Here is a 20,901-nt window from a genome sequence, read left to right as displayed (position 1 = left end):
TTGGCTACACTTGTCGTTGCATTGCTGAGCTGCCTAATGGCAGATAGAAAGAGCGTTATTTATTCTATTGCTGTCGGGTAATTGGACTTTTGTCATACAGTATAGCGAACTTTTACTCGGCTGTAGATGACTGTAGTTAGATGTGATGAAGGTGAAGGGTGAAATGGAAAAAGAGCGCAACCTAATTAGGCTACGCTTCTTGTTTGCGATTTTACTTAAGCAGCTAGCGTTAATATTTCTCTTGCTTTAGCAAGGTCGATATCGCCGTGTTCACCTAACTTGGTTAAGCCATTTCGCTCTAAGTTTTCAATAAGACCATCGATGGAAGATTTTTCAACACCGTGGTCAGATAATCGAGTTTTAACCTGCATGGTTTCAAAGAAGTCTTGAACTGCCTTGATGGTTAAATCTACGGCTTTATCCTTGTCAGCCTCGTTAATACCAAACACGCGCTCGCCTAGCTGTAGAATTTTTTCCTGCTTTTTCTCGCGCTGCACAAACATGAGCGATGGAAGTACAATAGCCAGCGTAACGGCATGGTCAAGGCCGTGTAGGGCGGTAAGTTCATGGCCTATCATATGCGTTCCCCAGTCTTGCGGTACGCCTTTGCCTATCAGGCCATTTAACGCCATCGTTGCAGACCACATAATGTTTGCGCGAACGTCGTAGTCTTCAGGCGTTTGAAGCGCTTTTGGTCCTTCTTGAACAAGTGTTTGAAGAATTCCTTCAGCAAAACGGTCTTGAAGGGGAGCGTTTACTGGATAGGTAAGGTATTGCTCAATAACGTGAACAAACGCGTCTACAACACCGTTAGATACCTGGCGTGGCGGCAGTGAGAAAGTAAATTCTGGGTCAAGTACAGCAAATGCTGGCTGAACGGTTTCTGAAGAAAACGCGCGTTTTTGCGATGTTTCTTTCCTGTTCACAACAGAGTTACCGTTGCTTTCAGACCCCGTGGCAGGCAGCGTAAGCACTGCGCCTATAGGTAATGGATTTTTGAAAGGTGCGCCTTTGATGAGGATATCCCAAGGATCGCCTTCGAAGTTTACAGCAGCCGCAATGAATTTTGCGCCATCAATAACGCTGCCGCCGCCAACGGCTAAAATGAAGTTCACGTTGTTATCGCGAGCTACATGTACGGCTTTCATCAGCGTTTCGAATTCAGGGTTTGGCTCTACGCCTTGAAACTCAATTACGTCTGCATCTTTAAGCGATGCTATTGCTTGGTCGTAAACACCATTTTTCTTAATTGAGCCACCACCGTAAAGAAAAAGCACTTTGGCGTTTTCAGGAAGACGAGTTGCTACTTCGCTAAGTTGGCCTTTGCCAAATAAAATTTCAGTTTGGTTTTTGAATGTAAAGTTTAGCATTTGGTTCACCTGTTATTTTTGCTTATTCGTTTAGCAATTTAAGTAGCTTTTCTGCTAGTAAATCGTCCGAAAAAGGGTTTTGGCCCGTTATAAGTTCGCGGTCTACTACCACGTTTGGCGCCCACATTTCTTTGTATTGCATGTTGCCCCCAGCGCCTGACATTGCATCTGCAGGATAGTACAGCAGCGATGCATCGTTAAGTGTACTCTCGAAGTATGCTTCTTCTGGCGTCGAGAATATTGTCATTTTGTAGCCATCATATATCCACTGATTAGGTGTGGCTTTACCGCCGTTTTTCAATGCCATCTCATACGTTTGCGGGTTAACTTGCGCAGAAAGTAAGGCAATTGGCCCATGGCAGATGGCGGCAGTGGGTTTTCCCTCATTATGAAAGTGCGTAAGAATTTCGCCCACTTCTTTATTGTTAGCCAGATCTATAAGTGGAGCATGGCCACCAGGAATAAATACGCCTTCATACTGAGACAGACCATTTTGAATAACTTCATTTAGCGACAAGGTGTCGTTAATACCGTCAAGTGACGCAACCAGCTCTTGGATCTGCATCATTTTTTGCTCGCTGCCATCAAAGTATTGAGGTGTCACAGAGTTTACGTCAACCGATGGGGCATTGCCTTTTGCAGACGCTAATACTAACGTGTATCCCGCATCGATAAGCGCTTTCGCTGGTACGCCAAATTCATTTAAATAGTAGCCCGTTGGTGCTGTTTTACCATCGCTTAGCTGCATTACGTTTTCGCTAGAAAGTAATACAAGTACTTCACCTTTACTCGTTGCTTTTTGTTGGTCGTTTGCCTGTGCAGATACTTCAACGCCTACGGTTGCTGAAAGCGCTACTGTTAGAAGAGGAATAACTGATTTCATTCATTTGCTCCTGTCGCAATAAATTGTGTGTGTATCCTAGAGCGTTTGTGAGTACTGCAGAAGTCAGATAAATTGGCATGAGTCATCAAAATTCTGATGGGTGAAAGGATAATGTCATACCTAACTCAGCTAAAAACTTTTGTGGAAGTGTATCGAAGTGGCAATATAACGCGGGCCGCGTCGCGTCTTCATATGTCTCAACCCGCCGTAACTTCTCATATTCAGGCAATGGAAGCCATTGTAGGAAAGGAATTGTTCATTAGAAAAGCAAGGGGAGTAGAGCCTACTCCTATTGCAGACGATCTTGCACTTCAGGTAGCAAGCCATATCGATACTTTGGAACAGAAGGTGTCATCTATTAGAAGTCGAGCCTCTACCGACCATGGCACATTGCATTTAGCGGGGCCCGCGGAGTATTTAAGTTTGGTGGCTGGGCCTACACTGGCGAACTTACTTCAAGCTGATAAAGTCAACTTAGTAATTCATATGGGCAACAAGGCCAATACCTATAAGTTGCTTGAAACAGATGTAGCCGAGTTGGCCATTACAGCATCCGAGCCTTCACACGGCATGTATGAATATCAAAAGCTTGATAGCGAACGCTTAATTCTGGTGATGAATAGAGTTCAGGGTAAGTTATTGGCTGAACAAACGATTACTGCAGATATTTTGAATCAGCACAAAGTAGTGACTTACGATGAACAAAAGCCATTAATAAGACAGTATTTTTCTGATGTTTTCGGCAGTACCTGCGAGTCACCCGTAGCTGCGGTATGCCCAGACATTCGCGCTATAAGTACCATGATTAAAGCCGGTGTTGGCTACTCGGTGTTACCCGATTATTTGTGTAAGGAAGGCATTGCTAATGGCGAGTTGGTTCAGCTTGGCAAGCCTGGTCCACAAAACGATTTGTACTTGGTATGGAAAAAAGGGGCGCTACGACACCCACGCGTGGCATTTGCTAAAGATGTCATTATGGCGTTTGCTAATTTGAATTATTCCACCGAATACCCAGATTAAACTAGCAATCTTTTACGTTATCCAAATAAGAACAATATAAGAACTATATCTATGGCAAAACCAAACGCAAAAGGACCCACAAAAACCGTTCAAATATACTGTGTAAAATGTAAGACTCAGCTATACAAATATAGAAAAGGTGGAAAGGGCGCTTTAGTAAAGTGTTTTAAAGTGCGCATAGTAGATGACTTTACGAATGAAGAGGGGCAATGCCCAAATTGTAATAGTATCTTCGCCAGGCCAGCCATGATTAGAGGTGCGCCAGCCCTTAAAATAGTGGGCGGTAAAGTGATTATGAAATAGTAACGTTTACGTGTTGTACTCGCTTGCAAATAACATCTTATAAACTCACTAAAAAGTGCTGTTAAAATTTGCACTTATCTTTTTTTTGCCTAAATTTAAGTTAAAGGACCAACCCACCACAGGAGTGACATCTAACAATACCGCTTGTTGCAAACAGTGAGAAGAAAACATGTCTATCCAGCGAAAGTTTCTGTTAGCCATATCTACAGTGATCGCCCTTTTAGCCCTCATCATAGCCATCGTTACTGTTTTTACTACCTCCTCAAGTATTTCTAGCCAAATTCAAGATCAGAAGAAAGAAACTGGCGACCGACTAATCAATATATTGCAAGTAACCGATACGCTTATGCTTGAACGTGTAAAAAGCAGTATGGCATTACTAAAGCAACGAGGAGCGCAGTTGGGTACACCCAAACAGTCAGGCATGGTAAGTGTGAAAAATACACAGGCTAGGCAACTGCTTTTAGGCAACGAAACACAGGCTAATAACTTCGAGTTAGTGGACGGTTTAACTAGCGTAATGGGCGGAACTGCAACGCTTTTTAGCCGCACGGGTGAAGATTATATCCGTGTTAGTACAAACGTAATCAAAAACGGCGAACGTGCAATTGGTACTAAACTGGCGCCTAACGGAAAGGCCATCAAACAAATACAACAAAACAAAGCGTATTACGGTGCGGTAGATATTTTAGGTAGTCCTTACCTTACTGGTTACGAACCTATGTTTGATGCGTCTAACAATGTTATTGGTATTTGGTATGTAGGCTACTCAGCCGACTTAAAAGTGCTAGAAGACGCCATTAAGGAAAGTCATGTTTTAGAGGATGGCTTTGTTGCTTTACGAGATGGCAAGGGCAACATAAGAATGCATTCGACGCATGTAAACGATGAAGAAGTTAATAGAGCACTTAGTAATAACGATGACTGGATTGTAACCGTTATTCCTTTTAGTGAGTGGGGCTATGATGTCATTTTAGCTGCGTCCACTGACGAAAAAGCCGCATTAATTGGCGGTGCTGTCTTTACCGTTATTCTTAAAATTGTACTTGCTAGCGCGGGTGTATTAATCACCATTTGGCTGTTGGTGAAAAATATTGTGGGTCAACCGTTAGATGAGTTCATTGAAGTCGTTAATAACCTTTCCTCAGGAGAGGGCGACTTAACATTCCGTTTCCAGGCTTCTCGCAGTGATGAGTTTGGTGTAATGGCAAGAGCGTTCAACCAATTACTCGGGCAGCTACAAGAAACCTTACAAAATGTAGATGAAGCTACCGAGGGTATGCTTGCAAAGTCTGAGGCACTTAATTTAACGGCTTCTGAATCGAGTAAGTCTGTTGATTTACTTTCCAAAGAAACGAAGAACATCAACCATTCGATTTCACTTCTGCAGCAAAATGCAGACACGGTGTCGGCTAACATACGAAGCTCAAGTGAAGCTGCACAAGCTGCAGATAGTGATACCAGAAACTCTGTAAGTGTGTTGGCGCAAACTATCAGTGACATAGAAGCGCAGGCAAGTGACGTTGACGCATCGGTACAGGTAATTACAGAGCTTGCACAAGCAAGTGAAGAAATTAGCGGTGTAATGGAAGTAATTCGAACCATTGCTGAACAAACCAATTTACTCGCATTAAATGCGGCTATCGAAGCAGCAAGAGCGGGTGAGCAAGGAAGAGGTTTTGCTGTGGTTGCAGACGAAGTACGCTCGTTGGCAAGTCGTACGCAGTCGTCTACCGAAGAAATAAGAATAATGATTGAGCGATTGCAGCAGGGCAGTCGCGTGGCCTCTGAAAAAATGCAGCACAACAAAGATACTGCATTTAAAACGGTAGAGGTTACTAAGCATGCAGGTGAATCATTAAAGCAAGCGTTAGACGCTGTTGCCCGTATAACACTACTTAATAAAGAAGCGACATCTATGGCTGACGGACAAAAAGATGTGGCAACCAGCGTGAATAATGGGCTTGGTAGCATTCAAAAAGTGGGTGACGCAAACCGTGATTACGCTCATGATGTAGCGCAAAATTGTGAGGAGCTGGTGGCGCAAATTAAACGTATGCAAATGCAGCTTCGACGCTACCATTTTTAATAAGCTCACTATTTTTAGAATGTAATTAGGCGCCTTCATCGCTGAATGCGTCATTTTGAAACGAATCGTAACAATTTGGTGGAGTTAAACAGGGGCATCGCGTTGCCCTTGGGGTTGTTCAACATTATCCTACCCCATGGATAATAATAGGGCGCAAGCTCTACAAAATGGACAAACCACGATGAAACAATTTAACGCGCTTTGCAGGTATGCGGCGATAGCTATAGTTGGCTTTTTCGCAGTGTGCTCATCGGCATTTGCCGCTGATGTGGAGTATCGCTTGCCTTCTTCGGTAACACCGAAGTTTCAAAAAATACACCTTAACCTAGACCCAAACCAGCCCGACTATTCTGGTTTTACTGACATAGATATAACCGTAAACACTCTAACGAAAAAAGTGGGTTTTTATCAGCTTGGGCTAAATGTAACGCGCGCTGAATTACATCAAAAAGACCACGTTGTACCACTTAACGTTGAAATAGGTGAGTACGATATTAATTGGGCGATGTCTTCGTCTGATATTGCTCCCGGTGAATATACCCTTCATATCGAGTTCGATGGAAAAGTAAACACATCTTCTGACGGCATGTATTTGTCGAGATTTGAAGAAACGAATTATATTTTTACCCAGTTTGAAGATATGCATGCACGCAAAGCATTCCCAAGTTTTGATGAGCCCATTTTTAAAATTGCATATCAAATGTCGATAAGTGCACCAGAGCAGCAAACCATAGTAGGTAATACGCCGGTACAAGGTACCGAGATAAAAAACGGTGTTAAAACGGTTTTATTTGAAAAAACAAAACCTATGCCAACCTACTTGATTGCTTATACCGTTGGGCCCTTTGATAGTGCAGAGATGACGGGGCTGCCGGTACCTGGTCGTATCTATGTGCCTAAGGGTTATGCAGATAAAACGAAGTTCGTCATCAAACATACGCCTGAAATTTTAGCGTCTCTTGAAGACTTTTTTGGTATTAAATACCCGTATAAAAAAATGGATTTTGTAGCCGTGCCTAATTTCACGCATGGCGCAATGGAGAATGTGGGCTTGATAACCTACCGCGATAGCCTTTTGCTTCTAGATGATAATCCAAGCGTTACAGAACGCTCACGCCCTTTAAATGTTATTGCCCATGAACTTGCACATCAGTGGTTTGGTAACTTGGTCACGATGGCGTGGTGGGATGACCTGTGGCTTAACGAAGCATTTGCGTCGTGGGCAGCAAGCCACACCATGAAGCAGCTTTATCCAGAACTGAACTATGCTGACCGTATAGTGCAAGAAGGTGCATTTGGTGCTGATGCAAGCCCAACCGTTAAGCCGGTCAAAAAAGTAGTTAAAAGTCAGCCTGATGTGATGGACGGATTGGGCCTTAACTACTCTAAGGGCGAGTCTATTCTACAAATGATTGAATCGCTTATCGGAACAGAGAAGTTCCGTGAAGGCGTGCGAAGCTATATGAACAAGCACGCATGGGGTAATACCGTTGCAGATGATTTATGGAATGCCCTCGATAGTGTTTCTGATTTTAACTTAAGTGCCATGATGAAAGCGTACTTAGAGCAGCCAGGTTACCCGGTTATTACCATTTCAAAAGAGGGAAAAGTAACGCAGTCGCGCTTTCACTTGCAAGGCGCAAGTGTTGAGGATAAGACTTGGGCAATACCTTTAAAGCTAACATTTGAAAAAAACGGCGAAATAAAGCGTGAAGTGGTTTTCGTCGATCAAAAGACCACAGTACTTCCGCAGTTAGCAGAGGCGAATTGGGTTTATCCAAACGACAATGCGACAGGATATTTCCGTTGGGCAGTGGCACCCAGCCAGCTAGATGCGTTGCTAAATAACTTGGATGTGCTAAACAAGCGTGAAAAGAAAAACGTGCTGTACAACTATCAAGCACTGCTAAATGCTGGCACCGTTGGTGTAGACAGCGTGATGAAAATACTGAACGCTCTCGCAAAAGATAATGATCCTGCCGTTATTCGCGCTGCTGTAAGTGTGCTTGCTGAATTCGATTATCTGGTAAATGATGACAATAAAGCGCAGTTTGCAGCACTGCTTAATAAAGACTACTTACCACTGCTGACGTCGCTTTCATTAAAGCAGAGTGAAGACGATTCTGCCGATGTTATTCGCCTTCGTAACCAGCTGTACAGTTTATTGGGCATGCATGCCAACAGCAAAGCGCTTGTCGAGCAAAGTGAAACCCTGGCTAAACAGTATATTAAAGACACCAGTAGCTTACCGTCAGGTATTGCGGGTACTGCTATTGCAATCGCCACAAAGAATAGTGTGGAAAAAGACAGTGAAAAGTGGCTTTCCATGTTGGTGAAAGCGTTTAAAGGTGCGCAGTTACCTAACGTTAAAAATACGCTGGTTTATTCGATGCACTTTAGCGACAGGCAGTCGGTCTTCAAGATGCTCGATTTAGCGCTGACAGAAGATATTACGCCTGCGAATACCATGTACATGGTGGTGAGGGTTGCTCGTAATTTAGATGACCATGCGTTGCTATATGAATGGCTCGAGAACAACTACGAAGCGCTTTTTGCAAAAATGCCTGAGTATCATGTAACCAGAATGCCTGAGTTTGTATCGACAACGTGTTCGGCTGAAAACCTTAATATGGCGAATGCATTTTATAAAAAGGTGCAGCCATCGCATCAATCAATCGCTCGTGGCGTAGAAATTATGCAAGATGAATCGGCACAGTGCTTGCGACTAAAAGCGGCGTTTCAAGCAGACTTTAACGATTTTCTATCGGCGTACAGTGCTTTCGCTAAACCTGCGAAATAGCCTTCTTTGACATTCAAAAATACCCAAAAAGCGCGCTATCAAGTGCGCTTTTTTTGTGCAGTAGTTAATGTGTGGCACTAGGGCAGTGTAAAGAATTAAGAGAAATTATAGCGTGTTACAAATCAACTTTCCCTGTACCAAGGTTCAGTGGAGTTAATCAATAAGTAAACTTATTTTAAGTGCGTAAGTTGCTGATTTTAATGCTTTGTGACGTTTATATTATTATTTTCGTTAAGTGCTTGCTGTGTATACCCATGTATAAGATTTTATACCTTCCTACAAAAGATGCGGAAGGCACAACATGGCAAATTGGGACAACACACAGAAGCCGAAACTGACTAAGTCAGCAACGGTGATAAAAACACTACTTACAGGAGCAATATCGTTAAGTGCAATCTCTTTTGATGCACTTGCGTCAACAACGGTATGGCAAGAAGATTTTGAAGCAGCTGAGCTTCAAGGTGTTGGGGTAACAGGCCCTGTTGCAGGAAGCGACCAAGCGCGAGTTTACACGTTTGACAATTGGGATATTGAATTAAGCAACGAAGCTGGTTTAACGGCAACGTCTGACTGGTTTCGTGTTAACAACGGTGCATTACAAGCCCGTGACGTTGACGGCGAAGTAGTATGGACGACAAAGTCGATTGATATTAGCGGTCAAGGTGAGGTAACCGTTGAGGCTGCACTATCTCAAAACGGTTCATTTGAATCTTCAGACTATATCGACGTTTCTTACTCGATAGATGGCGGCGCGTTTCAATTAATCACCTTAAATGCAGGTGATACCAACACGGTTATTGATGATTTCGGCACTCAAACCGTTTCCGCAAACGTGGGTACTGGCGCTTCATTAGTTGTACGCGTAGCTATGAAGAATAACGCGGGAACTGAGTATTTGAACCTAGATAGCGTTACTGTAACAGGCACTGGTTCAACAGATGACAATGGTACCGACCCAGGCAATGGTGATCAGCCTTCCAATGAACTTCTTGTATTAAGCGGCACATGTTTTAATTGCCCAGACTTACAGGCTATTAATTTAGCCAGTGACTATGTAGAAACTGACTACTACGCAACGCTTGATACAGCGATTGCAAATAATGAAAGTGCACAGTCGCTGAAATCTACCGCGCATAACATTATTGAAAATGGCCATCGCATGCTGTCGTATTCAGAAGTATGGACAGCACTTACTTATACTGACGAAGACCCGTTAAATACTGATAACGTAATTTTGTTTTACAAAGGTACTTCACAAGATAAAGACACCAACGGCAGCGGCTCACAAAGCACAAACCAGGACAACTGGAACCGTGAGCACGTATGGGCGAAAAGCCACGGCTTCTCGAGCTCAAGCCTAACGGCATACACCGATATTCTTCACCTGCGTCCTACCGACATTTCGGTAAACAGCGCTCGTGGTAATTTAGACTTTGATTTTAGTGATTCAGCATTGTCTGAAGCGCCGGAGAACCGCGTTGACGCTGACTCTTTCGAACCGCGCGATGCAGTAAAAGGCGACGTTGCACGTTCTATGCTTTACATGGATGTGCGTTACGACGGACTGACAAGTGGTGATACAGAAGAAGACCTAGTACTTGTTAATCGCCTTACCAGCACGTCTGAAGCAGCATTTGGCAAAGTATGCGTACTACTACAATGGCATGAAAGCGATCCGGTCGACGAGTTTGAGCGCCGCCGAAATGAGCGCGTTTTTGAGTTCCAAGGCAATCGCAATCCGTTTATCGATAAGCCTGAACTTGCTTCAATGATTTTCAATGAAAGCTGTGATGGTTCATCAGACACAGGTACCGACACGGGTACAGGTACCGGCGGAACCGGTGATAATTCGGGTGAAAACCCTGATCCAGGTACTGGGAATGGCGGTGACAGCGGTGAGCAGCCAGTTCCTTCTTCTAATTCAGTTTATATTTCTGAATACATCGAAGGCGGCAGCTACAACAAGGCCATTGAACTATTCAACAGCTCGTCTGAGGCGGTAAGCTTAAGCGGTTATGAGCTAGTTATGCTTTCAAATGGCGCAACAGCAGACAGCGATCGCAAAGTGTTAGCGCTTGAGGGTGAAATTGCAGCAGGTGGCGTAGCAACGTTTGCAAACAGCCGCGCAGTAGCTGCATTGACTGAAGGCTCAGTCATCAATAACTCCGTTATTAACTTCAACGGTGATGATTATATTGAGCTTGTATACAACGGTGAAGTAGTAGATTCACTGGGTACGTATGGCGTTCGAATTAACTGGGGTAAAGATAAAACCTTAGTAAGAAAAGTGTCGGTAACAGCAGGCAATGCAACGCGCAGCGGTAGTTTTGATACCAGTGCGGAGTGGGATAGCTATGCGAAAGATACCTTTGACTACTTTGGCGCACACAATGGTGCGGTGTCTGGTCCAACTGATCCAGTAGACCCAGTAGAGCCAGTTGACCCGGTAGAGCCAACAGAGCCAGTGGCTGAATTAGTGCTAATTAGCGCAATTCAGGGCGAAGGCGAAGCATCTGCAATGGTTGGTACCGACGTTATTGTTGAAGCTGTAGTGACAAGCGTTGTGCCAGGAATGAGTGGTTTCTTTGTGCAAGAAGAAGCGGCTGATTCAGACAATAATGCATTAACTTCAGAGGGCGTTTTTGTTTACGCGGGTTCGTTTGATGTGTTGCCTCAAGTAGGTGATGCAGTGCGTTTAAAAGCAACGGTAGGCGAACGCTTCGGTGTAACTCAACTAGCGCTGTCGGCAAACGCGGAAGTATTAGGCACTGGCGAGAATGTGCTTTATACGCAACTGGCGTTACCGTTCGCACAAGACCTAAACTTAGAAGCCTTTGAAGGTATGCAAATAAGCTTCGAACAAACGCTAAAAGTGTCTGACATCTACAACCTCGGCCGCTACGGTCAGTTTAATGTGTCTTCACAGCGTCTTATGATTCCTACCAATCAGTTTGTTGCAGGTACACAAGAAGCGTTGGCATTAGCGGAGCAAAATGCACGCGATTCACTACTTGTTGACGACGGTTATTCTTCTCAAAACCGCGATGACCTGCAGTTCCCTGTAGGCGGTCTTTCGCACACTAACCCACTGCGTTTGGGCGACAGTGTTGAAAATCTTGAAGGTGTTCTGCATTACGCGTTTGGCGCTTACAACCTAATTCCGGTTGGCGATTTACAAACAGTGCGTACAAACCCAAGAACACGTGCACCGCTTCTACAAGCTATAGGCGATGTGAAGGTAGCAAGCTTTAACGTGCTTAACTACTTCAACGGCCCAGACTTCCCAACTTCACGTGGGGCAGACAGCGAGCTAGAGTTTGTACGTCAACAAGCTAAAACTGTTGCTGCAATTGCCGCTATAGATGCAGACGTACTTGGTTTGGTTGAAATTGAAAATGACGGTTACGGTAGTGATTCTGCCATTGCCTCGCTAGTAAACGCAGTAAATGCAACGCTCGGTAGCGATGAATACACTTATGTTGCACTTGAAGGTCAATTAGGTGGTGATGCCATTGCCGTTGGTATGATGTATAAAGCCGCTGTAGTAACACCTGTAGGCAGTGCTATTACTTCAGCTGAAGTACCGTTTGACTATGGTAACCGTCAGCCTCTACTTCAAAACTTTAGTGTTAACAACAACGGTGAAAACTTTACCTTTGCCATTAATCACTTTAAGTCAAAAGGCTGTGGAAGTTCAGCATCTGGTAATAACGCAGACTTAGGCGATGGCCAGAGCTGCTGGAATCAGCTGCGTACTGAAGCATCTGAAGCATTACTTGCGCTAATTCAACAAAATAGCGACGTGCTTTCTGACCGTGTACTTATCATGGGTGACTTAAATGCATACGCAAAAGAGTCTCCAATTCTAGCCCTTGAGTCTGCTGGTTATAGCAACTTAGTAGAGCTGTTTGACGGCGATACAGGTTACTCGTATAGCTTTGGCGGTGAAATTGGTTACTTAGATCATGCGCTAACAAGCGCCTCACTAACAGAGTATGTAGTGGATACAACAATTTGGCATATCAACGCTGATGAGCCTCGCGTGTTCGATTATAACGTTGAATATAAGTCGCAAACACAGCAAGCAAGTTATTACGGTGCTGATGCTTACCGTTCTTCTGACCACGACCCTGTGGTAGTAGTAATGAACTTCCCTGAAGAAGTGATGGTGGGTGATTTAGATAACGATGGTGACGTTGACTTTAACGATGTAATGGCGTTCTACCAAGCGTTTATCTCGGGTCAAGCCAATAACGATAGCTACGACTTCAATGGCGATGGCGTAATCAACTTCTTTGACATCCGTGCACTAATGGCGATGTGCTCACGCGCTGGCTGTGCAGTTTAATTTATTTGGAATTACAAAAAATGAAAAAGTTATTTTTAATGCTAGTGGCAGCGGTTTCTTTTAATGCAAATGCAGCACTTATTAGCCTAACCACCGACAAAGACGTGTATAACGTTGGCGACACAGTAACCGTGACGGTGAGCTTGACAGACCTTTCTAATGGGCCTTTTCAAACACTCTTTTCAGCCTACGTGACAGCGTTTAGCTTTGACACTGCATTGCTGCAGTTTGTTGATGGCAGTGTGAAAAGTGCATTTCCTTTTGGCAATTCAATAACACCTTTAGAATTATTCTTTGGTGGAGTTAGTAGTAATAGTGTGAGTGCTAGTTCAACGGGTTTTGGATTAGCTGCGCCTCAGTTCGGTGGAAATACTGTTGCTCTCTATACTGTGGAGTTTATCGCTAGAACGTTGGGCGATAACGTAACCCCCTTTACTTTCTTACAAAGTGATTTCTCCGATGCGTTTGATCCATCAGCACAGTCAACATCAGCTGACACTCGAACAGCATCATTTAGTGTTGCCGAAGTGCCTGCACCTAGCACGTTACTACTTTCGCTATTGGCGTTAGCAGGTGTTGCAGTAGCACGTTCACGCAAACAAGCTTAAATGTAAGCTAAACCTTTTATAGTTTAAAAGCCCAGCAAAAGCTGGGCTTTTTTGTGGCAGGTTTCCCTATGTTTTTATGGGTAGTGTTCACACCCACTTTTATTTCAGCGATTACTGCTTTACACGCGATTTAAAATAAACCACACTGTCAGCATAATAAAAAACAAAGCGCTACCATATGCTCAACACTATTTCCTATTCTCAACGTCAACGCCTTGCGTATATCGATTTCTGCCTGCTGTTTAAGGGGGCCATTCATCGCCAAGATCTTATAAGCCGCTTTGAAGTAGGGTTGTCTGCAGGTTCACGCGATTTCACGTTATATAAAGAACTGGTACCCGATAATTTGGTGTATGACCCACGTGAAAAAAGGTACTTTCAAACAGAATCATTTAGTCCGGTATTCGAACACGATGCCAAGCGCACGCTAGTTAAGTTGGCTAATGATATATCAGATGGTTTTGATGCCATTGGCGATATTCATTTTCCTGTGGAAAGTGCTTCTTCATTAAACGTGCCTGATATTTTTGTGGTAGCAAAAGTGGTACAGGCCATTGTGAATAAAAACGTTATTAGCGTTATCTATACCTCTTTGTCCAGCGGCAGCGGAGCAAGAGAGCTTGTACCTCACAGTATTGTAGACAATGGTCAACGCTGGCATGTACGTGCTTTTGACAGAAAGTCACAGAGCTTTCGCGATTTTGTACTAACGCGTATTAGTAAGGTAACCATTAAAGAAGTGCCTAAGCCTGAAGAGTGTATAGAGCAGGACGAAGCATGGCAGCGTTTAATACCGCTTGAAATTGTGCCACACCCAAAGAACATAAAGCACCCAACCGCTATAGAGCTTGATTACGCAATGGAAGAGGGCGTGCTTGAGCTTAATGTACGTGCTGCCATGGCAGGCTATTTATTAAGACGTTGGAATGTAGACTGTACAAAGCATGCAAGCCTTCGTACCGGAGAGTACCAATTGTGGCTACGAAATCAAAGCAGTTTGGCGAATACCGATAACCTTGCTATTGCACCAGGCTACATTGGTGAGCAAAGTACGTATCAATAAGTGTATAGCGGCGGTGTTATCATGTTGAGAAGCTCTTGCACTCTCGAGGTGTAGAGGCTGTCAGCACCATTGAACATGCAGAAACAGCAGGGCCCTTAGTAAGTTTTAATTAGGGCCTATGTATTTAACAATACAGGCTAACAGCGTTTCTTTATCTAATGGCTTAGCCAAAAAGTCGTTCATGCCTGCTCCTAAGCATTCTTCTTTGTCTTCAACAAACGCATTTGCGGTGAGTGCTGCAATAGGCGTCTCTAGCTTCAATGTGTTCCTAATATGTAGCGATGCTTCTATGCCGCCCATAATTGGCATATTGCAGTCCATCAGTATGAAGTCAAAAGTATGGCGTTTACAGGCCTCTAAAGCGTCTTTGCCGTTTTTTACATGTAACACTTTATAGCCTTCAGCTTGAAGCATGGTTTTTACAATCTCTGCATTAATTTCGTTATCTTCAGCCAATAAAATGCGTCGGCTTTTAACGGGAGCCTCATGAAAATGGCTTGTTTTAGAAGGCTGCTTAAGCAGTTTGCTGAGGTCTTGTTCCAACTCTCTTCGATTTATCGGTTTAGCGTGGGTGCGCCAAATCATATCCGACATATCATCTTCATTTTGCATTCGTTCAAGCTCAGCAGAAATCAGAATAACTTTTGGAATTTCCTTATTTTTCTTAGCTAATTCTTTCAGTAAATCTATACCGCTCATTTCCGGCATGGATAAATCGAGGATAATAACATCGTAAGAGAATGGGTCGTCTGCGAGAAATTCTGCAGCACTCTCGAAGCTCTTGCTGTAGATGCCTGCAGAAACAACAATGTGGTCAAAATATTCTCTGCTGGTTTGCAAATCATCCACTACTGCACAGCGCAAACTCGTACTTGGGGTAATTGGGATATCAGGTAATTTAGATGGATGTGCGATCATATGAAAACTAAAGGTACTTCCTTCACCCTCTTTAGACATAACCGCTATGTCACCACCCATTAAGCGGGCAAGTTGTTGCGCAATACTAAGGCCTAATCCAGTGCCACCGTAAACACGGGTAGTCGACTGATCGGCCTGCTCAAATTTATCAAAAATATGCGGTAGCTTCTCTGGTGTAATACCAATACCAGTATCAATTACATCAAAGGTTAACTTCATGCCGTCTTGCAGCTGCTCAACTCGTACATCAAGCGTTACCGAGCCTCTTTCGGTAAACTTAATGGCATTGCTTAACAAATTATGAAGAACTTGAGAGATGCGAGTTATATCACCTTCAATAATATGGGGAAGTTCAGCTTGCTTGTTGTAGTAAAAGTTCAGGCCCTTACGTTGACAGTAAACACGTTGAAGTGATACGACATCGTCTAGTACTTGAAGCAGGTCGACAGGCGCCTTTTCAATTTTTATCTTGCCCGCTTCTATTTTTGATATGTCAAGAATGTCATTAATCAAAACTAAAAGCTGTCGTCCTGCTGTCTTCGCCTTCTTTAAATACATGCTTCCTTTTGAAGGATTGTCTATGGACAGTTCAATCATGCCAAACAAACCGTTCATCGGTGTGCGAAGCTCATGACTCATGCTAGAAAGAAATTCTGATTTCGCTTGGCTAGCTTTCTTGGCTTCACGTGCAGCATTTTCTGCTTCTACTTTGAGTGAGGTGAGGCGCGATATAGAGCTTCGAATTTCTTTTTCCATCGGGGAAAAAATAAATATCGCTTCAATAACAAGCAGTGTGAGTGTTCCCAGCCAAAGGTAAATTTCAATTGTGGCGACGAAGTCTACGCGTTGTGAGGCCTCTTGTTCAAATAGGTCTACAACATCGTTAAGCTGGGTAAGCAATACCGATACATTATCTATTGAAAACGTTTCATTAGTTTCACAGTTTCTCGCTTGGTACAACATTTCAGACTGCGAAATAAATGACTTAACTTTCTTGTCTAGCTGTAGGTCACCAAAATAAATAGCCTGTATAGGTGATGATAAATCTTCAAGGTTAATTAACCTTTGGTGGTTAGTTTTAAACTTATTAACAGCATTAATAAATGACTGTCTTTTGTCCTCAGTTCCGCACACAGCTTTGGTATTCGCAAATAACGCAATACGCTGAGATAGCATGCGCTGCTGGCCCGCAATATTGATAATTTCAGCATCAAGTTTTTGTGCGCCAATAAGGTTATAGAGAACCGTAAACGACAACGTCACAAGACTTGCCGTTAATAACAAAGCAACAATGTACCTAGTGCGGATGGTCATTAATATGAAAAATGATTAAATGCTAATCAAAAGATAATAGAAAGATAGGGTAAGCGCAATAAAGTGCTATTCAATATCTCGCGATAAACGCCTCTTTCTCAGTCAGTTTTTGCTACTTCCAATGTGTGTTTTTTCAAGACAACTCACCGAATACTGATTATTGAAAATAAAGTGCCGCTTTTATTCCTATCTTGCTCTAACGCTTTTTATTTTGTGAGCGTTGGCAATAGTGCATATTTGTTAGCAAAGTTGATAAACACATGCTCACAACAAAAAACGCCCTGTCAAAAAACATTAATAAATCAGAAATTTAAGTGTCACTGAAGCTTCATACTTTTCATTCAATCTCTTTGCACGTGGACTTCTGCAGTCATTCTCGCAGGTAGGCGTCTTAAAACAATAAAGCTTGGAACAGGCAAGGATTCATTATGAAAAGCAACACACTTAAACACGTAAAATATTCAGCCATTGCGTTAGCTGTAACGCTTAGTATGACCGCATGCTCACTAGAGGGTGACGACGGTGCAGACGGTGTTCAAGGCCCTGTGGGCGAACAAGGCCCAGTAGGTGATCAAGGTCCAATTGGAGAGCAAGGTCCTCAAGGTGATAATGCCGGTACACTTACACGTATCGCTACCGTTCCACTTGGTGCAGAAGTAACGGGTATTTTCCTATCTGAAGAGGGCGACCTATTCTTCAACGTTCAGCATCCTTCAGGTACTAACACTGCAACCAACAGCGTTAACGAAATGCCTATCAACACTGGAACAGTAGGTGTGCTTGCGGGTGCAAACTTTAATAATTTGCCAGTAACGTTACCAAATTCTCCAGTGCCATCTTCAGATGAAGAAAAGCAGCTTGTAATGACGGCTATTGGCCAGTATCAAGTACTGGGTCAGACGGGTGACACGTTTGATGCAGACCTGCCGGAAGGCTTAGGGCACATCTATACGCTAGACGGTGCAGAGCTTGTACTTGAAAACGATATGCCTGATTTCAACGGGTTTATTTCTACCGCCGACAATGAAGGCTATCTGTTCTCTAACTGGGAAGAGCTACCAGGTGGTATGAGCCGAATGAAGGTTGAAAAAGATCAATTCGGCATGTGGGAAGTAACAGAAGCGATGATGCTAGATTTCTCACCTGTGTGGGGCACGGCGGCAAACTGTTTTGGCTCTATGTCTCCGTGGAATACACCACTTACTTCTGAAGAGTGGGTTGTAAATTCATCTGTTGATACCACTACTTCACCAAGTTGGAACGATCCTGAGGCAGTTTCAACAAACGCGCGTTTAGGTCGTATGTGGCAAATGACTGCACCTGATGCGCCAAACCCATACAACTACGGATACATTGCTGAAGTAACCGAGCCTTTAGCTGACGAGCCAGTCATCGTTAAGCATTTCACTATGGGACGCTACGAGCACGAAAACTCGACAGTAATGCCAGATGGCAAAACCGTGTATTTGTCGCAAGATGATACTGGCGGTGTATTGTTTAAGTTTGTTGCAGATACTGCTGAAGACCTTTCAGCTGGAACACTATATGGTGCCAAGCTAACGCAAGACGCTGGTCAAAACGACCCAGCAACAACAGGCTTCACCGTAGAATGGGTTGAGCTTGCAAGCGGTGACAATATGACCATTCGCGCATGGATTGACGAATACAACGGCATTGGCACAGACGATTACGTAGATGGTCAAAGCTCTTATATCACTATGGCCGATGTTCAAGCATGGGCAGACGGCGACGCTAACTACCCAAGTGTTGAAGACGGTGGCTCAAGTGTAACTGCAGGTCAGCCAATGGATGACCGCGTAGTATTTCTAGAGAGCCGTGCAGCAGCGCGACTTAAAGGTGCTACAGCAGAGTGGCGTAAGCTTGAAGGTATTTCCATTAACCAGAAACGTGCGCAAGAGGCAGTGGAAGGCGTAGATACCATCGAAGGCGAAGTTGTGCAAAACGCGTATCTTTACATTGGGATAGCAGATATCGACAACACAATGACAGACGGTGAAGGCGACATGCAGCTTTCTGCTCGCGTTAAAGATTGTGGTGGTGTTTATCGCGCTAGGCTTGAAGCAGGATACAACATTTCTCGAATAGAGCCTGTAGTTATGGGCGGCACCTATCGCTCAAGTCTTACTGGCGCTGAGCGTTGTGATGTGAATCAACTATCTCAACCAGACAACGTTATTGTTATGAACGACGGCCGTATTCTTATTGGCGAAGATGGCTTCCAAGAAAACAATACGCTGTGGATGTACGAGCCAGCAAATAAGTAATTCTGTGTTTTAACTCTCTATTCCGGGTACATGTGTGCCCGGATTTTTTGCGTTGTGAAGATGATGAAATACCTACAATTTATGTCGCATGCCAGCGTTCTGCTTGCATTACTAATCAGTGCTGGCTGCACTGACCAAACAGCAACTTCTGCCGGAAGTGTTAAAAGCAATTCTGATGAAGTGATCAATCACACTTATCCATATCAGGAGGGTGATGATATTCCTGCTCTTGCCTATATTGAGCACAACGAGACGTATAATCCTGAGTCGGTTATCCCACCTCAGTGTTACACCAAAACAGAAGGCGTAAACAACCCGTGTTATGCATGCCATCAAAGCTATGATGCTAGCGAAAAACGCCCAAACCAAATGGGAGATGGCACACTTCAGGGGAACTATGAGTTTTCTGATGTAGGGTTAACCAACAGCTGGAAAAACTTGTTCATTGATAGAACGGCACTTATTGCTGGTATAGACGATGCCACCATTAAAAAGTATGTCGAGCAAGATAACTATAGTGCATCATTTGGCGCTGTATCAGGGGGTACTGAGCCCCAAGGTACTCGGTCACAAGATCACAATGCGAACGTGGCACAGCCTAAAAATACTTGGCTGCCTGACTACATGCAGATAAAGAATTTAAGTGCTGCCGAAGGCGCTTTCGACGAAGCGGGCATGGCAAAAGATGGCAGCAAATGGGTGGCGTACAATTATAAACCCTTTCCAAGCACATTTTGGCCAACGAACGGCTCTACCGGCGACGCAATGATTCGTTTGCCAGCAAACTTTCAACAAAGTAATGGAAGCTACGATCGCACTATTTACATGCTGAATTTAAGTTTGGTAGAAATGGCGCTTAAAGATATTGAAAGCCTTACCGTTGCGCCTGTTAACGAGAAGCGTTTACGTATTGATATTAATAAAGACGGTGAACTCAACGAGCATGAAACTGAATTAGTTCGTACGTCGCATTATTTAGGTGATGCTAGCAACAACAAGCTTGCGCATATGCTGTATCCAGAAGGCACGGAGTTTTTACATACCGTGCGCTATGTGGGCGTTGACGATGAAGGAAATATTTACAATGCGCCGCGAATGAAAGAAGTACGTTATATGAAAAAGCACATGTTTCGAACGCGCGAAAGCCTAGCATCTGCCTATTATGCTGAAGCAAAAGACAAGCATTTTGAAAAGCTACCGCAAACACGCTATTTAGGCGAGCAGGGCATTGATAACGGGTTTGGATGGACTATTAATGGTTTCATTGAAGACGAAACAGGCGCGCTTCGTCCACAGCATGATCAAGAACTGGCGTTCTGTAATGGCTGCCATAAATCTGTGGGTGCTACCTTCGACCAAACATTTTCGTTTGCACGCAAAGTACCGGGCAAAGAAGGGTGGGGTTATATTGACTTACACAGCATGGAAGATGTGCCAAATATTAATGAAGAGCAGGGCGAATTTTTAACGTATATGCAGCGTGTAGGTGGTGGCGATGAGTTTCGTCAAAACGGCGAAATGCTGGCTAAGTGGTTTAATGATAATGGCATGGTAAATAAAGAAGCACTTCGCAACGCGAAGTCTGTTTACGATATTATTACGCCAAGCCCTGAACGCGCGTTTGCTTTAAATAAAGCGTATTTAACCATTGTAAAAGAGCAAAGCTATTTGTTCGGACGCGATGCCACACTAACAAAGGCGACAAACGTGCTGAGCAATATTGATGCACAGCAGCCGCCTTTGAAACCTGAGCATCGCTTTAAATGGGATATGCGTTTAAATTGGGACAAAGCAGCGACTGAGGCAGTCGCAAAGACTAACGAGCAGTGACCCTTTGTTTATCTACTTTTGAAATCAATATCAGCGTATACCAAAAATCATTGGTATGCGCTTGTTGGGT

General features: G+C 43.8%; 12 protein-coding genes. 9 read left to right on the top strand and 3 right to left on the bottom strand.

Features of this window, described 5'->3' with window-relative positions; translation table 11 throughout:
- Window positions 1-215 precede the first annotated feature (215 nt).
- Both ACGHAV_RS13420 and ACGHAV_RS13415 read right to left on the bottom strand, forming a co-directional pair.
- Complete coding sequence (locus tag ACGHAV_RS13420) at window positions 216-1,370, bottom strand: iron-containing alcohol dehydrogenase (protein WP_390381581.1); 1,155 nt, start codon at window positions 1,368-1,370, stop codon at window positions 216-218.
- 22 nt (window positions 1,371-1,392) lie between these two features.
- Window positions 1,393-2,253, bottom strand: coding sequence for a type 1 glutamine amidotransferase domain-containing protein (locus tag ACGHAV_RS13415; RefSeq protein ID WP_390381578.1), 861 nt, complete (start codon window positions 2,251-2,253; stop codon window positions 1,393-1,395).
- A 111-nt stretch (window positions 2,254-2,364) separates the two neighbouring features.
- Here ACGHAV_RS13415 and ACGHAV_RS13410 point away from each other — a divergent pair, with 111 nt between their 5' ends.
- From ACGHAV_RS13410 to ACGHAV_RS13380, 7 genes are all read left to right on the top strand, one after another.
- Complete coding sequence (locus ACGHAV_RS13410; RefSeq protein WP_334014893.1) at window positions 2,365-3,273, top strand: LysR family transcriptional regulator; 909 nt, start codon at window positions 2,365-2,367, stop codon at window positions 3,271-3,273.
- A 51-nt stretch (window positions 3,274-3,324) separates the two neighbouring features.
- Window positions 3,325-3,576: a hypothetical protein gene (locus tag ACGHAV_RS13405; protein WP_390381575.1), complete on the top strand. Its 252-nt coding sequence runs from the start codon at window positions 3,325-3,327 to the stop codon at window positions 3,574-3,576.
- Window positions 3,577-3,745: 169 nt separating this feature from the next.
- Window positions 3,746-5,665 carry a Cache 3/Cache 2 fusion domain-containing protein gene (locus ACGHAV_RS13400; RefSeq protein ID WP_390381573.1) on the top strand — a complete coding sequence of 640 codons (1,920 nt, stop codon included), beginning with the start codon at window positions 3,746-3,748 and terminating at the stop codon, window positions 5,663-5,665.
- Between the two features lie 181 nt (window positions 5,666-5,846).
- Window positions 5,847-8,465: a M1 family metallopeptidase gene (locus tag ACGHAV_RS13395; protein ID WP_390381570.1), complete on the top strand. Its 2,619-nt coding sequence runs from the start codon at window positions 5,847-5,849 to the stop codon at window positions 8,463-8,465.
- Between the two features lie 301 nt (window positions 8,466-8,766).
- Complete coding sequence (locus tag ACGHAV_RS13390) at window positions 8,767-12,813, top strand: ExeM/NucH family extracellular endonuclease (protein WP_390381567.1); 4,047 nt, start codon at window positions 8,767-8,769, stop codon at window positions 12,811-12,813.
- 20 nt (window positions 12,814-12,833) lie between these two features.
- Window positions 12,834-13,421: a PEP-CTERM sorting domain-containing protein gene (locus ACGHAV_RS13385; protein WP_390381564.1), complete on the top strand. Its 588-nt coding sequence runs from the start codon at window positions 12,834-12,836 to the stop codon at window positions 13,419-13,421.
- Between the two features lie 178 nt (window positions 13,422-13,599).
- The gene (locus tag ACGHAV_RS13380) at window positions 13,600-14,484 is read left to right on the top strand and encodes a WYL domain-containing protein (RefSeq protein ID WP_390381561.1); all 885 of its coding nucleotides are present in this window, start codon (window positions 13,600-13,602) and stop codon (window positions 14,482-14,484) included.
- Window positions 14,485-14,589: 105 nt separating this feature from the next.
- Here the strand turns inward: ACGHAV_RS13380 and ACGHAV_RS13375 are convergent, their stop codons facing one another.
- Window positions 14,590-16,716, bottom strand: a complete 2,127-nt coding sequence (locus ACGHAV_RS13375; RefSeq protein WP_390381558.1) for a response regulator — start codon at window positions 16,714-16,716, stop codon at window positions 14,590-14,592.
- Window positions 16,717-17,144: 428 nt separating this feature from the next.
- On the opposite strand from ACGHAV_RS13375, the gene ACGHAV_RS13370 reads away from it, so the two are divergent.
- On the top strand, window positions 17,145-19,001 hold the full coding sequence (locus ACGHAV_RS13370; RefSeq protein ID WP_390381555.1) for an alkaline phosphatase PhoX: 1,857 nt from the start codon (window positions 17,145-17,147) through the stop codon (window positions 18,999-19,001).
- An 81-nt stretch (window positions 19,002-19,082) separates the two neighbouring features.
- Window positions 19,083-20,831 (top strand): hypothetical protein, encoded by a 1,749-nt coding sequence (locus ACGHAV_RS13365; RefSeq protein WP_390381865.1) that lies wholly within the window; start codon window positions 19,083-19,085, stop codon window positions 20,829-20,831.
- The last annotated feature ends 70 nt before the right edge of the window (window positions 20,832-20,901 follow it).

The organism is Alteromonas sp. MTD1, assembly GCF_042848195.1.
GTDB lineage: Bacteria > Pseudomonadota > Gammaproteobacteria > Enterobacterales > Alteromonadaceae > Alteromonas.
This window is presented reverse-complemented; position numbering and strand designations above follow the sequence as displayed.

Bases quoted from the DNA above. Each gene is read 5' to 3' on its own strand.
- ACGHAV_RS13420 (WP_390381581.1), bottom strand. From the start codon at position 1,370: ATGCTAAACTTTACATTCAAAAACCAAACTGAAATTTTATTTGGCAAA.
- ACGHAV_RS13415 (WP_390381578.1), bottom strand. From the start codon at position 2,253: ATGAAATCAGTTATTCCTCTTCTAACAGTAGCGCTTTCAGCAACCGTA.
- ACGHAV_RS13410 (WP_334014893.1), top strand. From the start codon at position 2,365: ATGTCATACCTAACTCAGCTAAAAACTTTTGTGGAAGTGTATCGAAGT.
- ACGHAV_RS13405 (WP_390381575.1), top strand. From the start codon at position 3,325: ATGGCAAAACCAAACGCAAAAGGACCCACAAAAACCGTTCAAATATAC.
- ACGHAV_RS13400 (WP_390381573.1), top strand. From the start codon at position 3,746: ATGTCTATCCAGCGAAAGTTTCTGTTAGCCATATCTACAGTGATCGCC.
- ACGHAV_RS13395 (WP_390381570.1), top strand. From the start codon at position 5,847: ATGAAACAATTTAACGCGCTTTGCAGGTATGCGGCGATAGCTATAGTT.
- ACGHAV_RS13390 (WP_390381567.1), top strand. From the start codon at position 8,767: ATGGCAAATTGGGACAACACACAGAAGCCGAAACTGACTAAGTCAGCA.
- ACGHAV_RS13385 (WP_390381564.1), top strand. From the start codon at position 12,834: ATGAAAAAGTTATTTTTAATGCTAGTGGCAGCGGTTTCTTTTAATGCA.
- ACGHAV_RS13380 (WP_390381561.1), top strand. From the start codon at position 13,600: ATGCTCAACACTATTTCCTATTCTCAACGTCAACGCCTTGCGTATATC.
- ACGHAV_RS13375 (WP_390381558.1), bottom strand. From the start codon at position 16,716: ATGACCATCCGCACTAGGTACATTGTTGCTTTGTTATTAACGGCAAGT.
- ACGHAV_RS13370 (WP_390381555.1), top strand. From the start codon at position 17,145: ATGAAAAGCAACACACTTAAACACGTAAAATATTCAGCCATTGCGTTA.
- ACGHAV_RS13365 (WP_390381865.1), top strand. From the start codon at position 19,083: ATGTCGCATGCCAGCGTTCTGCTTGCATTACTAATCAGTGCTGGCTGC.